The organism is Zooshikella ganghwensis DSM 15267 (assembly GCF_000428585.1).
Taxonomy (GTDB): domain Bacteria; phylum Pseudomonadota; class Gammaproteobacteria; order Pseudomonadales; family Zooshikellaceae; genus Zooshikella; species Zooshikella ganghwensis.
Map to the genome: position 1 here is coordinate 37,556 of NZ_AUAF01000009.1, position 18,480 is coordinate 56,035.

The following is an 18,480-nucleotide window of genomic DNA, read 5'->3' on the forward strand; positions in this document are numbered from 1 at the left end:
TCGTAAGTAAATGACGTTAGATTAACGCTAAAATTTAATTGGCGTCTGCAAAAATCAAGGATTCCTCATGCCTCACGCATATCGCTATGATGTACTTGTCATTGGTAGTGGCGCTGCAGGGTTAACCTTAGCGTTAAATCTTGCTGACCACGTTAAAGTTGCTGTACTGAGTAAAGCCGAGCTTGTTGCAGGCTCAACTTATTGGGCACAAGGTGGTGTTGCAGGTGTTATTGACAAAAGTGATACTATCGAAGCGCATGTCAGCGACACCCTGACCGCTGGGGCAGGACTGTGTAGCGAAGATGCTGTTCGGTTCACTATCGAACACAGCAAAGCAAGTATTGATTGGTTGATAAGCCAGGGTGTTCCTTTTACTAAAGCGCAAATGGCGGATGGCCACGAAGACTATCATCTAACCAAAGAAGGTGGCCATAGTCATCGTCGAGTGATCCATGCTGCCGATGCAACAGGCCAGGCAATTTCTCAAACACTTATTGAACGAGCCTTAGCCCACCCTAATATAGAAACATTATCAAACCGCCTAGCCGTTGACTTAATCACATCTGAGAAACTCGGCATACATCCAAACCGCTGTGTAGGTGCTTATGTCCTTAACCTGAAAACTGATGAAGTTGAAGTATTTCATGCCAATCATGTCGTGCTTGCTAGCGGTGGGGCTAGTAAAGTCTATCTGTATACGAGTAATGTCGATGGTGCAACAGGCGACGGTATAGCAATGGCCTGGCGGGCAGGGTGTCGAGTAGCCAATATGGAATTTAACCAATTTCACCCAACATGCCTGTTTCACCCACAAGCAAAGTCATTCCTGGTTACTGAAGCAATTAGAGGAGAGGGTGGATTACTCAAGCTTCCTGATGGCAGTCGCTTTATGGCTAAGTTTGATAAGCGGGAAGAGTTAGCACCAAGGGATATCGTCGCCAGAGCAATCGACCATGAAATGAAGCGACTAGGTATTGACTGTGTTTATTTAGATATCAGCCACAAGTCTAAAGAGTTCATCTTAAGTCACTTCCCCAATGTTTATCAGCGCTGCCTGAGTTACGGTATTGATATTACTCAAGCCCCCATACCTGTTGTACCTGCTGCACACTATACCTGTGGTGGGATTATGGTAGACACTGCAGGGCGTACAGATATTAGAAACCTCTATGCCATTGGTGAGTGTAGCTTTACTGGCCTGCATGGTGCTAACCGATTAGCCAGTAATTCATTATTAGAGTGCGTGGTTTATGCGCTGGCTAGTGCTGAAGATATCAAGAAGCGTTTATCTGTACCTCTCACCCCCGTAGATATTCCTGACTGGGATGAAAGCCAAGTTACTGACTCTGATGAAAATGTCATTATTGCGCACAACTGGGATGAGCTGCGGCGCTTTATGTGGGACTATGTTGGAATTGTAAGAACGACTAAACGGCTGATGCGAGCCAGACACCGCATCAATTTGCTGCATCAAGAAATTTACGAGTTTTACAGTAACTATAAAATCAGCAATGACTTAATCGAACTACGCAACTTAACAGTGGTTGCAGACCTCATTATTTCGTCCGCGATGGCCCGAAAAGAAAGTCGGGGGCTTCACTATACGCTGGACTATCCAGACTCACTCAGCAAAATTGAAGATACCATTCTCTACCCAACCAACTACCATCCTTATGCGGACCGTGAACCCTCTAGCTAAGGAAAAGTCGAGGCCTTTTCTTCAGACGATGACCAGCGCAGCACAACACGGAGAGTGCGTAGCTGCTCTTGGTTAATAGCATCAGCCATAATAACAACAGGTAAAGGGCGAGCTTTACCACTAACGTTAAAATTCAGTACAACCAGCTTTGCCATTACCAACGTATCGAAGTGAAGTGCTGCCTCTAATAATGTGCAATCCCTAAGCAGCAGCAACCAGCCCGAGGGTGTCTGCTGAATCTGCACCACACTTTTAGCTGCTGTTCGCCATACATGAAACCTTAGTAACCACAAGCAAGACCCAGCCATCATTATTAACAGCGTTAAATCCAGCCACCATAGCCATGGTGAAATAGTTAAGCCTAGTGCAGCTAAACTATGACTAAAAATCATCCAAGCAGCCAGGCAGCGGGATGGCTTTAGAGAAATAAAAAGGAGACCATTAGCTTGATGCAGGGACATGGTTCAAAATCATCTCAACAATAATCGCCAGCTCCGGATCATCAGGCTGCTCTTTTTGCATAAACCAGCGAAAAAGGTCTGGATCCTCACAGTCAATCAGCTTCTTGTAACGAGCCTGGTTTTCCTCACTTAATAATGGAAAAGCTTCTTTAACAAAAGGCACTAAGAGTACATCTAATTCCAGCATACCGCGTCGGCTTCGCCAAAAAAGCCGATTATGTTCAGCCACTGATAACATCTTGATCCCTTACTCAAACATCACTTTCTACAGGTCTGCCCACAAGTCGAAGTATAGTGGGGCAATCATCTTGCACAAAATTGCTAAGCTGCTGTATTGTCGGTTACTTATTTCTATTCTTGCAAGTCAATTTGGTTAATTGGAATCTGGAAAAACACATGAGTACATCATGGTCTGAATTTTTAGAAGCTCAAGGGGCACAGTTTAATGATGATCAGGTTTTAGCTTTTCCACAACCGCCCCTTTCCTCGCAACCTACCCTCGTTGATTTAACGCCAATGGGTATTATTCATATCTCTGGAGAAGGCAGTGACAAGCTACTACAAGGTCAACTCACTTGCGACATAAATCAAGTAAGTGAATCACAAGCACAATTTGGAGCATACTGTACTCCCAAAGGCCGAATGATTGGTAACTTCTGGATATGGCGAGTTGATAATGACTTTCTGCTTTTTTTAAGTCGTAACGTCATTGAGCATTTTATTCAAACCCTTAGCAAATACGCTGTTTTTTATAAATGCAGTATCAGCAACCACAGTCAAAAGTGGGTTCAACTGGCGATCCTGGGTAATGAGGCAAATACAACGCTTAGCCAGACAGGACTGCCAACCGCAAATGATACATTACAAGTAACTACTCAAAATCAACTTCAAATAATCAGCCTACCAGGGCAGCAAGGCTATCTGATCAATTGCCCAATAGATCAAGCTGAGAATTACTGGCTCACCTTCAGTAAACACTGCTCACCTGCTGGCTATGGTTACTGGCAGCATTATTTAGTAGATCAAGGGATAGCTTGGATTAATCAGCAATTTCAAGAGAAATACATTCCTCAACAGTTCAATATGCAATTTATTGAGGGCATTAGCTTTAAAAAAGGCTGCTATACAGGACAGGAAATTGTTGCTCGCACCCAATACTTAGGCAAATTAAAAAGCCGCTTATATCACTTAAAGCTTCCAGATAATGCCACAGCTCTTCCTGGACAGCCATTATACTCACCTGCACATAACAGCTCAGTGGGTGAAATTATCAGTTTAAACCACCCTACCCACTCAACTGAAGCACTTGCTGTTCTCATGACGAAAGCAGTCAATAACGACAACGTATACCTTGATCAAGATTTATCAAAAAAAGTTCAGCTACTTAGCTTACCCTATACTATAACTAATGAAGGTTCTTGAGCTTAAAACCATTAATGACCGACAACTTTTGCGGGTGAGCCACCCGCCCGTTGTTACCCATAAATCAATCAAGAACAAGATTTCGTTGTTAAAAATAAGTTAAAGGAAGCAACATGGCTAATCTTGCTGAGCAGATTTTAAACGAGCTTACTGAGGCCATCGAAAATGAAGAGCTATTCATGCCTACGTTACCAGAGGTTGCTCTAAGAATTCGCGAAACAGCAGAGGACCCAGATGTAGATGTGCCCACACTGGCTAAAGTAGTCGGTAATGATGCCGCTATTTCGGCAAGGATAATTAAGGTTGTTAACTCACCCTTAATGCGCGCATCCAGAGAAATTGACAATATTAATATGGCTGTAAACCGGCTGGGTATTACCTATACCGCCAACTTAGCGACAGGGCTGGCCATGGAGCAAATGTTTCAGGCGACGTCAGATGTCGTAGATAAAATTCTTCGCAGTGTTTGGCAGCACAGCACCGAAGTTGCAGGCATCAGTCACGTCTTATGTCGACACTTTACTCGGCTAATGCCTGACCAGGCGACACTCGCAGGTTTATTGCATCAGATAGGCGTGCTCCCTATTCTGACCTATGTAGAAGAAAGAGGCTCAATACCCGACAGTATCAGCCTAAGCAGAGTTATTGAAGAAATTCATCCCAGGCTTGGTACACGCATTTTAAGAGCATGGGACTTCCCTGAAAATATTGCTGTCGTTCCCTCACAATACACTAATTTTAGCCGTGACTCTGATAAAGTTGATTATGTCGATATTGTCATGGTTGCCAATCTGCAAACCTTAGCAGGCTCAGGCCACCCATACACCAAATTGGACTGGACTCAAATAAAAGCCTTTGAAAAACTGGGTATAAATCCTGAAGATGAAGAAGGTGAAAGTGAAGACTTGACTGCCGAAATGGATGCCGCCATGTCGCTACTGCAATAATCAATCTGCATACGAAGCAAACATGGCAAAAGGCAACAAATGTTTTATAACGTAAGATTTATTGGCTGACCTCCTCTAACATCGTCAGCTTTTCGCCCAGCCAGTCGGCCGCCTCATCAAAATCAAAATTATCAATAAATCCTTCCAGCTGACTTAGTTCATTAGGCGCCAGCACTGTTGCAAAATCATGCTGATTGCGCTGGAACATAGCCATTACCTCGATATCACCCGATGCCAGTTGCAACTGAAGCTCCTTGAGGCAATGTAGAATTTCGTTAAACGGTAATAATGATGTTACTGTTTTCTCATCCTGAGGGGATTCCGGCTCCGGTAAAGCAGGCAAATCCAATAATCCCGGCTTTAACCTTTTTACACTTTCCAAAAAATTATCCCACAATGTCTCTGTCAAATTATCAGGCGTTTCACGTAATGCTTTTTCCAGTTCATGGGCAGTTCGTTGTAATTGAATGGCGCCAATATTACCTGCCACACCTTTTAATGTATGTACCTGATATAAAATTGTTTCCCAATCATCATTCGCATAAGCATGTTGAACAGTGCTTTCTGCATCATTCAACTGCCGAACAAAATCATGTAATAACTTAAGGTATAGCCGACGGTTGTTAACTAACCGGGACAAACCAATTTTAATATCAATGCCAGGCAGGGACTCAGGCAATATGACTTGATCAGCCTCTTGGTAAACCTCACCTTTGCCACTGCTGTGATGACTACCAAGCCAGTAACTCACCACTTGGGCCAATGCATCAGGGTCCAATGGTTTTGGCAAGTGATCATCCATCCCCGCAGCAATACAGCGCTCTTTATCCCCAGCCATGGCATGGGCTGTCATCGCGACAATAGGCAACTGCTGATACTCTGGATCATTGCGTAAGTAAGTTGTAGCCTGATAACCATCCATCTCTGGCATTTGAATATCCATAAATACCAAATCAAAGGTTTTTTGCTTAACCGCATTGATGGCTTCTAATCCATTTCCAGCAATCGTCACCGTCAACCCCATACCTTCTAACAGCTCTTTAGCCACTTGCTGATTGATATCATTATCTTCCACTAATAACACATTGCCTGAGCGCTGCAATGTCGCATTCTCTGGGGTTAAACTTCGCTGACGAGGATGGGTTTGCAGTTTTCCTTTACCAAAGGTTCGTAAAATAGTTTCTAATAATACCGAAGGGCTAACCGGCTTGATCAAAAAGGCATCAACTGTTTCCTGTGCCTGGCGCATTACCTCCTCACGACCATAAGCTGTCACCATAATAATGACAGGCGTATGCACAAGCTGTTGCATTTGTTTAATATGATACGAAGCATCAATGCCATCAGTATCAGGCATCCGCCAATCCATTAACACCAGTTCAAAGCAGTCACCTGCTTGACTATTAGCTTCAGCAAGACGTTCATAGGCTTCCTCTGCACAAGACACAACTTCAGCACGCATCGAAATTGATTGGAGCAAATCAGTCAACACCGTTTGTGAGGCTTTATTGTCATCAACCACCAAAACCCGCATGTCTTTTAATTCATCACTCATTAGCGCCAATTTATTATTAAACTGCTGCTGACCGAGGCGAACCGTAAAATAAAACTCACTGCCTTTTCCTAGCTCACTTTTAACCCAAATAGAACCTTGCATCATGCTGACAAGTTTTTTACAAATGGCCAGTCCTAGTCCAGTCCCTCCAAACTTGCGAGTGGTTGAGCTATCTACTTGGGAAAAAGAGTCAAATAAATGCGCCAGATGATCACTACTGATACCTATCCCAGTATCTTTAACTAAAAACTCAAGCTGAACATGATCCTGCTCCCAGTCCACCAACTTAACATATACTGAAACTGAGCCTTTATTAGTAAATTTGATGGCATTATGAGTTAGGTTAATCAGAATTTGTCCTAAGCGTAATGGATCACCCTCCAAGTGTCGTGGAACGTTATCGGCAATGTGATAATGAACTTCAATATTTTTTTCTTCTGCTTTCACCAGCATGATATTACTTAAGTTCTCAAACACTTCATCTAAATCAAAGCTGATGGATTCCATTTCCATTCTTCCTGCTTCAATTTTTGAAAAGTCGAGAATATCATTAATTATTCCGAGTAATGCATGAGAAGCGGACTTAATTTTACTAATATAATCAAACTGCTTTTCAGATAAATCCGTCTGTAATGCCAAGTGACTCATACCAATAATTGCATTCATGGGTGTTCGAATTTCATGGCTCATATTGGCTAGAAAATCACTTTTCGCGCGATTAGCTTGATCAGCAATTTCTTTTGCTTTATGCAAGTCTTCTTCCGCCTGTTTGCGATCCGTAATATTACGCCCAGACATAAACACATAGCCTTCCCCTTCGTACTCCATTAAGTTAGCGGTCACTTCAACAGGATACTCAGAGTTATCTTTACGCTTGCGTAATGTCTCAAAGGTAATCGCCTTTTCACGCTTTAATAATTTCCATAACCGATTCCAGGATTTTTGATCCACATTAGGGTCAATTTCCGCTAACGGTTTATTGATAAGTTCTGATAATGAATAATCTAATGAACGACATAATTCACTGTTGGCATAGCTTAAATGCCCCTGCTGGTTAACCCACTGAATTTCATCCGCAGAGTTATCCAGTGAAAAGTGAGCCAGTGATAACTCTCGCTGTCGACTTAACTCCTCACTGATGTCAACATGAGTACCTACTGCACGTAATGGTTTGCCCTCTTCATCCCTAAAGACCACCTTACCTTTGGTTCTGACATAACACACACTGCCATCTTTACGAAAACAGCGATAAACGCGCTCAAATGACTCATTGCAAGTAGCCAGCATATTACGCAGGAAATCAATCATATCCCCTTTATCATCTGGATGAATGAGTGCCTCCCATGCAGCTGGTGTGCCTGCAATCTCACCGGGCTCATAACCAAGCATTCGCGCATAACGAGGACTTAAATAGATAGTTTCTTCAGGAATATTCCAATCCCACAAACCATCTGTCGCAGCATCCATAGCCAATTGATAACGCTCTTCACTCACCCGTAATGCTTCTTCAGCATCTTTTTTGGCGCGACCAATAGCAATCAATTCCCCAACCCGCCGTAATAGCGCAACCTCATCATGATTCCAGTGTTTATTTGTCATCACTGTCGCTTGCGCGAAACAGCCAACAACTCGCCCAGATAAAAGCATTGGTACATGAATAACAGACCTGAGCTTTAACTCACTCAACAGCGACTTCATATCATGATCTTCAGCGCCTAACGTCCGTACACTGCTTTGCAAAGTACTTCCTTGTTTAGCCCGGTCAGCCAATAAAGGATACTTATCCACTAAGTAACTACGCTGAGAGGCTATAAATGCAGGCAGATCAGAGGCATACCATTCATGGGTCATCAATGCCTGCTGACCTCTAATAATTAATACATAGCCCCGATCAGCCCCCATAAACTCACCCACGACACGTAAGGTGTAGTTCACTGCCTCATCTAAATCACGATCCATAAACTGGCGGGTAATATTGCTTAACAAACGGTCCATCTGCGCACGCATACGCAATGCTTTTTCTGCTTTTTGTCGTTCCGCAATTTCTCGTGATAACCGCCAGTTCCAATAAATAATTAATAAAATGATGGCCAGTGTTATAACAACACCAATAATAAACTCTTTGTTTGGACGCCAAGGTTGTGTTTGAATAGAAATCCAGTGGCGTTTAATTTCGTCTTTTTCCCGAGGTGTTACGCCACTCAATACTTTATTTAAAATGGTATTAAATTTATCCCAGTGCTTATGGGTCGCCATACGGAAACGGTAGTTATAACCTGCCTCCGCAGCAATTCGTAAGTTGGTGATTTTGGTACGCTCAATTTCGTGACTCGCAGTCGCCATGTTTACAATCATGGCATCCAGAGGCCCTAAAGAGACCTGTTTAAAGCCATCAGCAAAATCTTTGACATTGACAAAATCAATATCTGGATACTGTTTTTTTATAAAATCTGTAACTGCAAACTCAGGTAAAGTAGCAACTTTTTTACCCGCGAGATCTTTAATGCTGTTAATACTGTCATCAGTATTGCGAGCAATAATAACCGTTTGTACTTCCCAGTACGGCTGCGTAAATGCAAAGCGTTTCGCCCGCTCTTCATTCCAGGCAATAACAGGCAGTAAGTCCACTTCTCGGTTACGTAACTTAGCAACCGCATCACTCCAGCTTGTTGAAGGGATATAGTTAAATGTTATGCCCAAACGTTTTTCGAGTATTTTGATATAGTCAGCTGCAACGCCTTGATAGTCACCGTTTTCATCAACCGTCTCAAAAGGAGGATATCCAGGGTCTCCCGTAAATGTAATCACCGGATGATTGTGCAGCCACTCTTTTTCTTCCTCAGATAACTCAAGGGGAGATACCTCATCAGAAAAAAAACGTAATTTGGGATCAACTAACCAACGTGCTTCCAGTTCAACGCGCTCTTGATGGTTAATTAAACTTAAACCATTATTAATTAATTTCAGTAAGTCTTTTCGACCTGTGAGCACCCCCGCATAAAACTTTTCTTTATATAAATTTTTTCCCCATTGCTTAACCTCGCCTAATAACCCCAGTCGATTCAGTAAAATATTGACTGAAATAGGCTCTGCAATAAAAGCACGTATTTCACCATCGAGCAGTGCCCGGATTAACTCTTCATTATTGTCATATTCTGTTAAATAGGCTTCTCTGATATTTTCCAGAACATACAAATACTGCGATGTTCCCTTTACCACCCCAATGCGAGACCCCGTCAGATCATCAAAGCTTTGCACTGGAATAGAGTCCGTTGCATAAAACAATGCAGAACTCATTTCATAAAAAGGTTGCGAAAAGTCCATCCATTCTTTTCGCATAGGTGTTTCTGATACACCTGAATGAATATCAGCTTCACCATCTTTAATGGCTTCCAATGTATCGTGCCACTCACTGGCCCTAAAACGCACTTGCTTCTTTGTCTTTTCAGACCAAAGCCGCCAAAAATCAACAAAAAAACCTGCAGGACGTCCTTTTGAATTAATAAACGATAAGGGTGGAAAGTCTGAGTCAATAGCGATAATCAATGCATCACTTGAATATGCACGGGTCTGCTCCAACCACTTTCCTTCCAGCACTTTACGATCAACCAAACTGATTTTTTGCATTCCATTACGAATAACTTCATCCAGCCCTGATTGAACTTCATTAACTGCAGCATACAACGTACGCTGAAATAAAGGTTGCTCAGACTGATAATTAAATTCCTGAAGAGCACCCCGTGCCGCCATTAAGTATCGAAGTAAAGGGCCCTCTCCCACAAATACTCGAATATCCCCACGTGTGGCCGCATCCAGTAATTGTCGATAGCTGTTATAAGTGACCACCGAAGCATTCGGTACATTCTCTTCAATATATTGCTCAGCTTCTTCCCCGCGAATTACACCTATTTTAAACCCAGCAAGATCTTCTAATTTTTTTATATCCAGTAAGCTTTTATGGTAAAAGAAGTAAACGCCACTTTTTGCCAATGGTGTGCTGTATTTCAGTCTCTTATACTCATCTCGTCGATACACCCCAGCCAATACATCCGCATGACCACGATTTACCATGGTTACTGCTACTTGCTCAGGCGCACCTAAAAACTTAACCTTAATGCCTGTCTGGTTGCTCCATTCACGCCAAATATCAATTAAATAACCCGCAGCTTTACCTTCATCATCACTAAATTGAAAGGGTTCTTGCCCTGTAGCGTAGGCAACAATCACTTGCTCAACAGGGGGCAATGACGCTGTTGAAGTATCAGATTCTTCAGAGCAAGCGTATGAGTTCCACAAGAGGATAAAACCAAACCAAATTGCAAATAGGCGCTTCATGGCGTAACCGTTAGACAGCGAGTCTTTTTATAATTGAATTTTATGGCAATAGCACAAGGTATTTTACCCCAAGAAGATGGGTATATACGCCATTATACTGACAGAACAGGCTAAGCCAATGTTAAAGTACTAACATTGGCTTAATGTTGGGGTGAAAAAGTTAACCTAGGGTGCTCCAAAGATATTTTCGTTTAGAGTACCCGTATTCTGCGCTCAACCAAACTACTCATCAATATGTCGTTGGTAAAGCTGCATGATGCTTGAAAAGTCACGTGCATGACTGCCTTGCGCAGAATGAATACTGTATAGATTCCGAGCCAATGCTCCCATGGGCGTGCGGCTTGTTTGGGAAAGTGCCATTTGCTCAGCCAGGCCAAGATCTTTCAGCATTAGCTCAACTCGAAATCCACCCTGATAATCATGGCTAGCGGGCGCTTCTGGCATTACTCCAGGATAGGGGTTATAACGTTGTAACACCCAGTTACCACCCGAGCTGTTATTCATAATATCAGCCAAGACCTGTGGATCTAGTCCCTGCTCAACACCAAGCTGCAATGCCTCAGCTGTTCCTGCCATAGTAATCGCCAGCAACATGTTGTTGCATATTTTGGCGACCTGACCTGCGCCATTGGCACCTGCATGAAAAATATTTTTACCCATAACCTGTAATATAGGCTTAGCCATGGACACAGCATCAGCTTCTCCACCCACGATAAAAGTGAGTGTGCCGGCTTGGGCACCCGCTGTTCCCCCTGAAACAGGTGCGTCCAGCATTCTTATACCTCTTTTTTTTGCTTCAGACGCAACTAGTCGTGCACTATCCGGATCAATCGTACTGGAATCAATCACTAAAGTTGAAGTATTAATACTATCCAGTAAATTACTCTCTAAATACAACTGCTTTACGTGCTCCCCTGCAGGCAGCATACTAATAACCACATCAGCATTTTCTACTGCCATATGCGCGGTATGTGCAGCCTCCGCTCCTTCTTTTACCAGTAAATCAACTGCATTTGGAATTAAATCATAGACACGAAGTCGGTGGCCTGCATTTATAAGGTTTTTGGCCATTGGGCAACCCATTTGCCCCAGCCCAATAAAACCAATGTCCATTTTTTATTTTCCTCTTATTTTTATTTATGAGTCGCTTTTTTAATTTTTATAGCGGTAATTTAAAGTCTGTTGTCATTTAGTCAATTAATTGCCAATTATTCCAGGCTATACCTTATGCCAGTGATGCTAACGGATGCTGATCTGTAGGCCATAACGATTCAAAGTGTGTCTCGACCCAGTCTTTGGGTACATCTAATACAGTCGTGTAACGCCATTTAGGATTGTTATCTTTATCTACTAACCGTGACCTAACACCTTCCACTAAATCACCATGTAAGCAACACTGAACCGACAACGTTAATTCCATTTGAAAAACTTCTGGTAATGACAAGTGCCTTCCACGTTTAATTTGTTCCCATACTAAGTAAGCGGTGGTTGGACATCCATGCAAAAAGCCTTTTATAGCTTTTTCCAGCCAACTATCTGTCGAGTCCCAACTGCCTGTCGACTCATAGTGTAGCCAGTCATGATAGATTTCGACCAAATTATCATGATCCATTAAACGTTGAATTTGCTTACTGTGCTGCTGTAAATTACTTTCAGGCAGTAACGTTTCAGCAGCTTTAGCAAAGCGCCGGAGAATTTTGCTCACAATAGCATGGTTGGCTTCTGGGTCTTTTTCCCAGTTTGACAGACGCAAGGCATCAATGACTTCTTGCTGCATACTGTGCTGTAAAAAACGATCAGCTAAACCCGCATAAAGGGCATCACCGGCATTTAGTGCACAACCTGTTATACCACAGAATAAGCCTGTCTTCCCTGGCATCCGATTGAGAAACCAGGAGCCTCCGACATCAGGATAAAGTCCAATTGCCATCTCTGGCATTGCCATTCGGGTGGTTTCTGTCACCACTCGATGACTGCCTCCCACCATTAAACCCAATCCACCGCCCATGACAATACCATGGCCCCATACCACAACAGGTTTAGAGTAAGTATGTATTAAATAATCCAGGCGGTACTCATGGGAAAAGAATTGCTCAGCCTCTTTTTGTCCTAGCTTAAGATCTTCACTTAATGCGGTAAACAACTGTCGTACATCACCACCAGCACAAAATGATTTATCCCCCTCGCCTTTTAGTATAATGCAAGCAATACGCTCATCATGCTGCCAAGCCAGTAACTGCTCATAAAGACAATCAATCATTGGCTGATTAATCGCATTTAAACTCGACGGCCGGTTAAGTGTTAACACTCCAATTTGCTGTCCACCCTCACAAGAAAGACAACTCACTACAATGGCATCACTCATATCATTCTCATCTTCACAATCTTATTTAATCTCCTACAACAACATCCTAGAGGGAGACTCACGCTTTTTTTCATGGCACTCCCTCCATTGCTGTAGACAGTTATTTATTTGTTTTGCCAGACAGCAGGACGCTTTTCTAAAAAGGCATTAACCCCTTCTTTTTGATCCGCCGTTTCAAATAATTCCAGGAAGGCTTCGCGCTCCATAGGAAGTACCGTGTGGAACGGTTGATGCTGTGCTGCAGAAATAAGTTCCTTACAGGCTTTCACGCTACAAGGGCTTTGTTGTGCCACTTGGCCAGCCAGTTTGAGAGCTAAAGAAACAACTTCCCCGCGTTTAACAACTTGCTCAACCAAACCAATTTTCAATGCTTGTTCAGCTGTAAGCCGCTCACCGCATAAAATCATTCGCTTAGCCCAGCCTTCTCCGACCAGCCAAGGTAAACGCTGCGTCCCGCCAGCAGAAGGTAATAGACCCACACTGGCTTCAGGTAGAGCAAGCTGCGCATGCTCTTCAGCGATACGGATATCACACGCTAGAGCACACTCAAGGCCACCGCCCATGGCATAGCCATTAATAGCAGCAATGGTTACTCCCCGATAAGCCGCCAGGGTTTCAAATGCCCGCCCAAATAAGCTGGCCATTTCCTGAGCTCTTCCCGTATTTCCATCAGCAAAAAGTTTTAAATCAGCCCCTGCAGAAAAAAACTTTTCACCTTCTCCCGTAATCACTACGGCATAAATTGAATCCACTTTATTTAAGGCATGCATTAATCGCTGCAGCGCAGCTAGATTTTCCTGATCCCATGTATGCGCAGGCGGATTATTCAATCTCACGAGCAAAGTATGCTCATGTTGTTCTAATTTGAGCTTATCCGTATCAACCAAGCTCAATAATTTTGCTAACTTCATTGCTAATCATCGACCTCTTTTACTGAAAATAAAAACTGTCAAAAAATTATTTTCTAAACTAATAAAAACAATTAACCAAACAGATGATGCGTATCTCCTTGCAGCAATTGACGAGAAATAATGACACGCATAATTTCGTTGGTACCTTCTAAAATTTGATGAACCCGAGCATCTCGAACATAACGCTCTAATGGATATTCTCTGATATAACCATACCCACCATGCAGTTGTAAGGCATCATTACAAATCGCAAAACATTCATCAGTGGCAAACTGCTTAGCCATTGCACAATAAAGAGTGGCATCTTTTGCTTTTTTATCTAAACGACTGGCAGCTAAGCGAACCATTTGCTGTGATGCAACAAGCCGTGTAGCCATATCCGCCAGTTTGAACTGTAATGCTTGAAATTGAGCCAAGGGCTTACCAAACTGAGAACGCTCATGCATATACTGTTGTGCATCTCTTAATGCAGCCTGGGCAACACCCACTGAGCAAGTGGCAATATTAACGCGCCCTCCATCCAGACCTTGCATAGCAATTTTAAAACCTTGGCCTTCATCTCCTAGCCGGTAATGAACTGGAACAGTGACATCACTGAAGGTAATGCTTCGGGTCGGCTGGCTGTTCCAACCCATTTTGCTCTCTTTTCGACCATAAGTAATACCTTGGCTATCCGCAGGTACTAAAAAGCTGGAAATACCTTTCGCACCTTCACCACCTGTTCGAGCCATAACCACTAAAACATCGGTTGCGCCCGCGCCCGAAATAAACACCTTACTGCCGTTTAGTACATAGTGATCGCCATTTTTTACTGCCGTAGTTTTCAGAGAAGCCGCATCAGAGCCAGCATTGGGTTCTGTTAAACAGTAGGAGCCTAATTTCTCGCCCGTTACCATCAAGGGGCACCACGCTTTACGAATTTCTTCCTGGGCATAGAGACTGATTATCCATGTCACCATATTATGTATGGTGAGATATGCTGTTGTTGATGTACATCCTTGGGCGAGCTGTTCAAAAATAATTGAAGCATCTAATCGTGATAGTCCCAGCCCACCCTCATCTTCGGCACAATAAATACCACAAAATCCAAGCTCACCAGCACGCTTGATAACATCTACAGGAAAGTGCTGTTTTTCATCCCATAAAGCAGCGTGAGGAGCAAACTCCCCCTCAGCAAAGGCCTTTGCTGTGCGTTGGAATGCTTGTTGCTCTTCAGTCAACTCAAAATCCATTGGGTACCTCCTTAATGGCTGACGCTTAAGGGTCCTCTAAAAAAAGTGCATTTCTAGGGATACCCTTAACAATGGATGTATTACAACGAGCTATTAATTAACGCATCTGAATTGTCATATTAGGTGTAGCCGCCATACCTGGGTCAAACCAGCGCGCCGTAATCGTTTTAGTTTCAGTGTAAAACCGCACAGCTTGTTTACCATACGCATGATGATCACCATAAAATGACTGCTTCCAGCCAGTAAACGAAAAGAAAGGTAGTGGTACTGGAATCGGCACATTAATGCCTACCTGTCCTACTTCAATGTAATGCTGAAAGTGTCGTGCAGATAAGCCTGATGAAGTAAAAATTGATGTGCCATTACCATAAGGGTTTTGATTAATAAGCTGAATAGCATCATCTAAAGAATTAACATGCATACAAAGCAACACTGGCCCAAATATTTCTTCTCGGTAAATCGTCATGTCAGCTGTTACTCCACTAAACAACGTGGGTCCAACCCAGTTACCATCAGGGTAATCAGCTACCCGGCAATCACTTCCATCTAAAAGGCACTGTGCACCTTCATGCTTACCCTGTGCAATCAAACCTAATACCCGCTCTTTTGCCTGGGGTGAGATTAGTGGGCCAAACCCTGCGGACTCATCGTTCCAAAAGCCTGGTTTTACTTTCGCCATCGCTTGTTGTAGATCAGTTATCCAGTCTGCACTCTCACCAACAAACACAGCAACACTAATCGCCATACAGCGTTGGCCTGCTGCCCCTACAGAAGAACCCACCAAATTACTGATCACTTGTGCTTTATCCGCATCAGGCATAACTACCATATGATTTTTTGCGCCTGCGAAAGCCTGTACCCGTTTCAAGTGAGAAGTACCTGTCCGGTAAATATACTGAGCAACAGGTACTGACCCAACAAAGGAAAGTGCTTTAATCAATGGATGTCGTAATAAATGGTCTACCTGTGCCTTTCGGCCATGGACAACTTGTAGCAGCCCTGGAGGAAACCCAGCCTCAGCAAATAGTTCAGCGATACGCATTGGCGTCATTGGATCTTGCTCAGAGGGTTTAAGCACAAACGCATTACCACAGGCAATTGCCATTGGGAACATCCACAAAGGAATCATTGCGGGAAAGTTAAAAGGGGTAATCCCGGCACATACGCCAAGAGGTTGCATATAACTGTAGGTATCAATACCTCCCGCAACATTTTCAGCAGTTTCACCCATTAATAAAGAAGGAATATTGCAAGCCTGTTCAACAACCTCAATACCACGCCATACGTCACCTTTCGCATCCGCAAAGGTTTTTCCTGTTTCTTGGCTCAGTATTTCTGCAAGCTCATCGTGATGACTTTTTAAAAGTTGCTGAAAAACCATCATCAACCGTGCACGTTCTGGTGGGGGTACATCTCGCCACTGGTAAAAAGCATTTTGTGCATCATTAATCGCTTGTTCCATTTCCGCATCAGTGGCTTCTGGGACCTTCGTTAAAACTTCTTGGGTCGCGGGATTGGTCACAGGGATTGACTGGTCTGACTGGCTTGCAACCGATTCATTATTGATAAAGAGAGGCAGGTTAGCTGAAGGCATGACAACACCTTTTTTCATTAATTATTGTTAGTGTTGATACTCAGAGACTACAGAGTACCCTGAAAAATCACTGATAAAGATGGCCAGTTGTACCATGCAATTGTTACAGTAAGGATGGACAATATTATTATGTGAATGGACTTTTATACTGTTGTGTCAATTGCAAGCTATGCCTTAACCTCAAACTGGCCACTCAGCCAAACCAGTGTTCGATGGATCATTCCTGATGCCACCATCAAGCAGCTCAGCACGCATCCCTTGAGCCAAGATTGCTTTCCCCTTGGCTATGGTCATTACCCTTCCGCCAGCTGTCACCAAATGGAAAGAAGCTCACCTGTCGATCATCTGATTATTTACTGCCATCAAGGTAGTGGCTGGTTACAAATCAACCAGCAAAATGTTCCAGTCGTTGCAGGTGATGTTTTACTATTACCGCGCAGTATTCCTCACGCCTATGGTGCTGATAAGGCCAATCCTTGGAGCATCTTCTGGGTTCATTTTGAAGGGAAAAAGAGTGATGTTTTTATGGACTACCTGCAAACAACGTTGCTTTCAGCTAAACCTAGTCCTCATCATCACTACTGTAAACCTTGTGGTTTATCTAGCTATTTACTTGCACAGTTTGATCAACTGTTAAGCGTTCAAGATAGTGGTCAGCAATGGCAACGTTATATCTACAGCACCAAACTTTTGCAGCAGTTACTCAGCTATCTCCCTATTCTTCAAACCAAGCCAAAAAGTCCTACAGGAATCAACCTGACGACATTACAACTTTATATGGAAAGAAACATTCACCGAGGACTTACCCTGAAAGCACTGGCACAGCAGGTGAATCTATCACCTTCACACTTTAGCCGACAATTCAAAGCCTTGACTGGTTATGCGCCCTTACATTATTTCAACCAGTTAAAGGTTCAACGGGCATGTTACCTATTAGATGTGAGTGACAAACCCATTGCTGCTGTAGCCCAGCATGTTGGCTTTAATGATGTGTATTATTTTTCCCGACTGTTTAAGCAGCACACAGGAATTGCACCCAGCCAATACCGTCAACTACAGCGTCAATCACTACAGCAAGAACAAACTACGCCTGTGCATAGGCCATCTGCTCCATCTGTATAGGCAGCTGCCAGTCTATTGGTGTCTTACCTTGCTGTTGCAAGTAGTGATTAGCCTGAGAAAAGTGCTTGCACCCCAAAAAGCCTCGGTGTGCTGAAAGTGGTGAAGGATGGACTGATTTCAACACTAAGTGCTTTGAAGTATCAATGTAGCTTCCTTTCTTTTGAGCATAAGCTCCCCAAAGCATGAACACGACACCTTCTCGAGACTGGTTAAGCACACTAATCGCATGATCAGTAAACTGTTCCCAGCCTCTTCCCTGATGTGCTGCAGCACGCCCCTGCTCAACGGTTAGCACACTGTTCAAAAGTAATACACCCTGCTTAGCCCAGCCTTCCAAACAGCCATGTTGTGGTGGTGTTATACCAAGATCTGCTTGCAACTCTTTATAAATATTGATCAGTGAAGGCGGGATTTTTACTTTAGGACGGACTGAAAAGCATAAGCCATGAGCTTGTCCAGGCCCATGATAGGGATCTTGTCCTAAAATAACGACTTTGACTTCTTCAAATGGTGTTAACGAAAAAGCTTGAAAATACTCACTACCTTTTGGATAAATCGTTTTACCCGCTTGCTTTTCAGCAACTAAAAAGGCTTTCAGTTGTTGCATATAAGCTTTGTTAAACTCACCACCTATTACTTTTTTCCAGGACGGTTCTAACTTTACTTCCGTCATTAATCACCTCAACTGAATCAACAAAGCTGCTATTATACGTTTATAATCAAAAAGGAATGAAGTATTGGGCTGTTTAGGTGAAAGCCTACTCACCCCCCCCACGACCTAAACCCACTAAAAAATGAAAGCTCAATAATAAATTCCAAGGATGAACGACACAAGAA

The 18,480-nt window shown here is 43.2% G+C and carries 13 protein-coding genes; 4 read left to right on the forward strand and 9 right to left on the reverse strand.

Going from position 1 to position 18,480, the window contains the following annotated elements; all coding sequences use genetic code 11:
• The first annotated feature begins 67 nt into the window (after positions 1 to 67).
• Entirely contained in the window at positions 68 to 1,699 is a 1,632-nt protein-coding gene (gene nadB / locus F607_RS0103580; protein WP_027706960.1) for an L-aspartate oxidase, read from the forward strand.
• Here the strand turns inward: nadB and F607_RS0103585 are convergent.
• Positions 1,696 to 2,160, reverse strand: a complete 465-nt coding sequence (locus F607_RS0103585; protein WP_027706961.1) for a protein YgfX — start codon at positions 2,158 to 2,160, stop codon at positions 1,696 to 1,698. The two genes, nadB and F607_RS0103585, sit on opposite strands and share 4 nt — an antisense overlap.
• Complete coding sequence (locus F607_RS0103590; protein ID WP_027706962.1) at positions 2,141 to 2,398, reverse strand: FAD assembly factor SdhE; 258 nt, start codon at positions 2,396 to 2,398, stop codon at positions 2,141 to 2,143. The genes F607_RS0103585 and F607_RS0103590 overlap by 20 nt, the downstream gene beginning before the upstream one ends.
• A 158-nt stretch (positions 2,399 to 2,556) precedes the next feature.
• Here F607_RS0103590 and ygfZ point away from each other — a divergent pair, with 158 nt between their 5' ends.
• Together ygfZ and F607_RS0103600 are read left to right on the forward strand one after the other, a co-directional pair.
• Positions 2,557 to 3,582, forward strand: a complete 1,026-nt coding sequence (gene ygfZ, locus F607_RS28000) for a CAF17-like 4Fe-4S cluster assembly/insertion protein YgfZ (RefSeq protein ID WP_051310810.1) — start codon at positions 2,557 to 2,559, stop codon at positions 3,580 to 3,582.
• A 113-nt stretch (positions 3,583 to 3,695) separates the two neighbouring features.
• Positions 3,696 to 4,529 (forward strand): HDOD domain-containing protein, encoded by an 834-nt coding sequence (locus F607_RS0103600; protein ID WP_027706963.1) that lies wholly within the window; start codon positions 3,696 to 3,698, stop codon positions 4,527 to 4,529.
• Between the two features lie 58 nt (positions 4,530 to 4,587).
• Here the strand turns inward: F607_RS0103600 and F607_RS32500 are convergent, their stop codons facing one another.
• The 6 genes from F607_RS32500 to F607_RS0103630 form a co-directional block, all read right to left on the reverse strand.
• Positions 4,588 to 10,419 carry a transporter substrate-binding domain-containing protein gene (locus F607_RS32500; protein ID WP_051310812.1) on the reverse strand — a complete coding sequence of 1,944 codons (5,832 nt, stop codon included), beginning with the start codon at positions 10,417 to 10,419 and terminating at the stop codon, positions 4,588 to 4,590.
• A gap of 222 nt (positions 10,420 to 10,641) precedes the next feature.
• Complete coding sequence (mmsB, locus tag F607_RS0103610; protein WP_027706964.1) at positions 10,642 to 11,532, reverse strand: 3-hydroxyisobutyrate dehydrogenase; 891 nt, start codon at positions 11,530 to 11,532, stop codon at positions 10,642 to 10,644.
• A gap of 112 nt (positions 11,533 to 11,644) precedes the next feature.
• Positions 11,645 to 12,784, reverse strand: a complete 1,140-nt coding sequence (locus F607_RS0103615) for an enoyl-CoA hydratase/isomerase family protein (RefSeq protein WP_027706965.1) — start codon at positions 12,782 to 12,784, stop codon at positions 11,645 to 11,647.
• A gap of 104 nt (positions 12,785 to 12,888) precedes the next feature.
• Complete coding sequence (locus F607_RS0103620) at positions 12,889 to 13,695, reverse strand: enoyl-CoA hydratase (protein ID WP_051310813.1); 807 nt, start codon at positions 13,693 to 13,695, stop codon at positions 12,889 to 12,891.
• Positions 13,696 to 13,766: 71 nt separating this feature from the next.
• Positions 13,767 to 14,927 (reverse strand): acyl-CoA dehydrogenase family protein, encoded by a 1,161-nt coding sequence (locus F607_RS0103625; RefSeq protein WP_027706967.1) that lies wholly within the window; start codon positions 14,925 to 14,927, stop codon positions 13,767 to 13,769.
• A gap of 97 nt (positions 14,928 to 15,024) precedes the next feature.
• A complete protein-coding gene (locus F607_RS0103630) occupies positions 15,025 to 16,521 on the reverse strand; it encodes a CoA-acylating methylmalonate-semialdehyde dehydrogenase (protein ID WP_027706968.1) in 1,497 nt (498 codons plus the stop codon).
• Positions 16,522 to 16,674: 153 nt separating this feature from the next.
• Between F607_RS0103630 and F607_RS28010 the strand changes: the two genes are divergently transcribed.
• Positions 16,675 to 17,643: an AraC family transcriptional regulator gene (locus F607_RS28010; RefSeq protein WP_169719761.1), complete on the forward strand. Its 969-nt coding sequence runs from the start codon at positions 16,675 to 16,677 to the stop codon at positions 17,641 to 17,643.
• Here F607_RS28010 and ung read toward each other — a convergent pair.
• A complete protein-coding gene (ung, locus tag F607_RS0103640; RefSeq protein WP_027706969.1) occupies positions 17,606 to 18,316 on the reverse strand; it encodes a uracil-DNA glycosylase in 711 nt (236 codons plus the stop codon). The two genes, F607_RS28010 and ung, sit on opposite strands and share 38 nt — an antisense overlap.
• Positions 18,317 to 18,480 lie beyond the last annotated feature (164 nt).

Bases quoted from the DNA above. Each gene is read 5' to 3' on its own strand.
- nadB (WP_027706960.1), top strand. From the start codon at position 68: ATGCCTCACGCATATCGCTATGATGTACTTGTCATTGGTAGTGGCGCT.
- F607_RS0103585 (WP_027706961.1), bottom strand. From the start codon at position 2,160: ATGTCCCTGCATCAAGCTAATGGTCTCCTTTTTATTTCTCTAAAGCCA.
- F607_RS0103590 (WP_027706962.1), bottom strand. From the start codon at position 2,398: ATGTTATCAGTGGCTGAACATAATCGGCTTTTTTGGCGAAGCCGACGC.
- ygfZ (WP_051310810.1), top strand. From the start codon at position 2,557: ATGAGTACATCATGGTCTGAATTTTTAGAAGCTCAAGGGGCACAGTTT.
- F607_RS0103600 (WP_027706963.1), top strand. From the start codon at position 3,696: ATGGCTAATCTTGCTGAGCAGATTTTAAACGAGCTTACTGAGGCCATC.
- F607_RS32500 (WP_051310812.1), bottom strand. From the start codon at position 10,419: ATGAAGCGCCTATTTGCAATTTGGTTTGGTTTTATCCTCTTGTGGAAC.
- mmsB (WP_027706964.1), bottom strand. From the start codon at position 11,532: ATGGACATTGGTTTTATTGGGCTGGGGCAAATGGGTTGCCCAATGGCC.
- F607_RS0103615 (WP_027706965.1), bottom strand. From the start codon at position 12,784: ATGAGTGATGCCATTGTAGTGAGTTGTCTTTCTTGTGAGGGTGGACAG.
- F607_RS0103620 (WP_051310813.1), bottom strand. From the start codon at position 13,695: ATGAAGTTAGCAAAATTATTGAGCTTGGTTGATACGGATAAGCTCAAA.
- F607_RS0103625 (WP_027706967.1), bottom strand. From the start codon at position 14,927: ATGGATTTTGAGTTGACTGAAGAGCAACAAGCATTCCAACGCACAGCA.
- F607_RS0103630 (WP_027706968.1), bottom strand. From the start codon at position 16,521: ATGCCTTCAGCTAACCTGCCTCTCTTTATCAATAATGAATCGGTTGCA.
- ung (WP_027706969.1), bottom strand. From the start codon at position 18,316: ATGACGGAAGTAAAGTTAGAACCGTCCTGGAAAAAAGTAATAGGTGGT.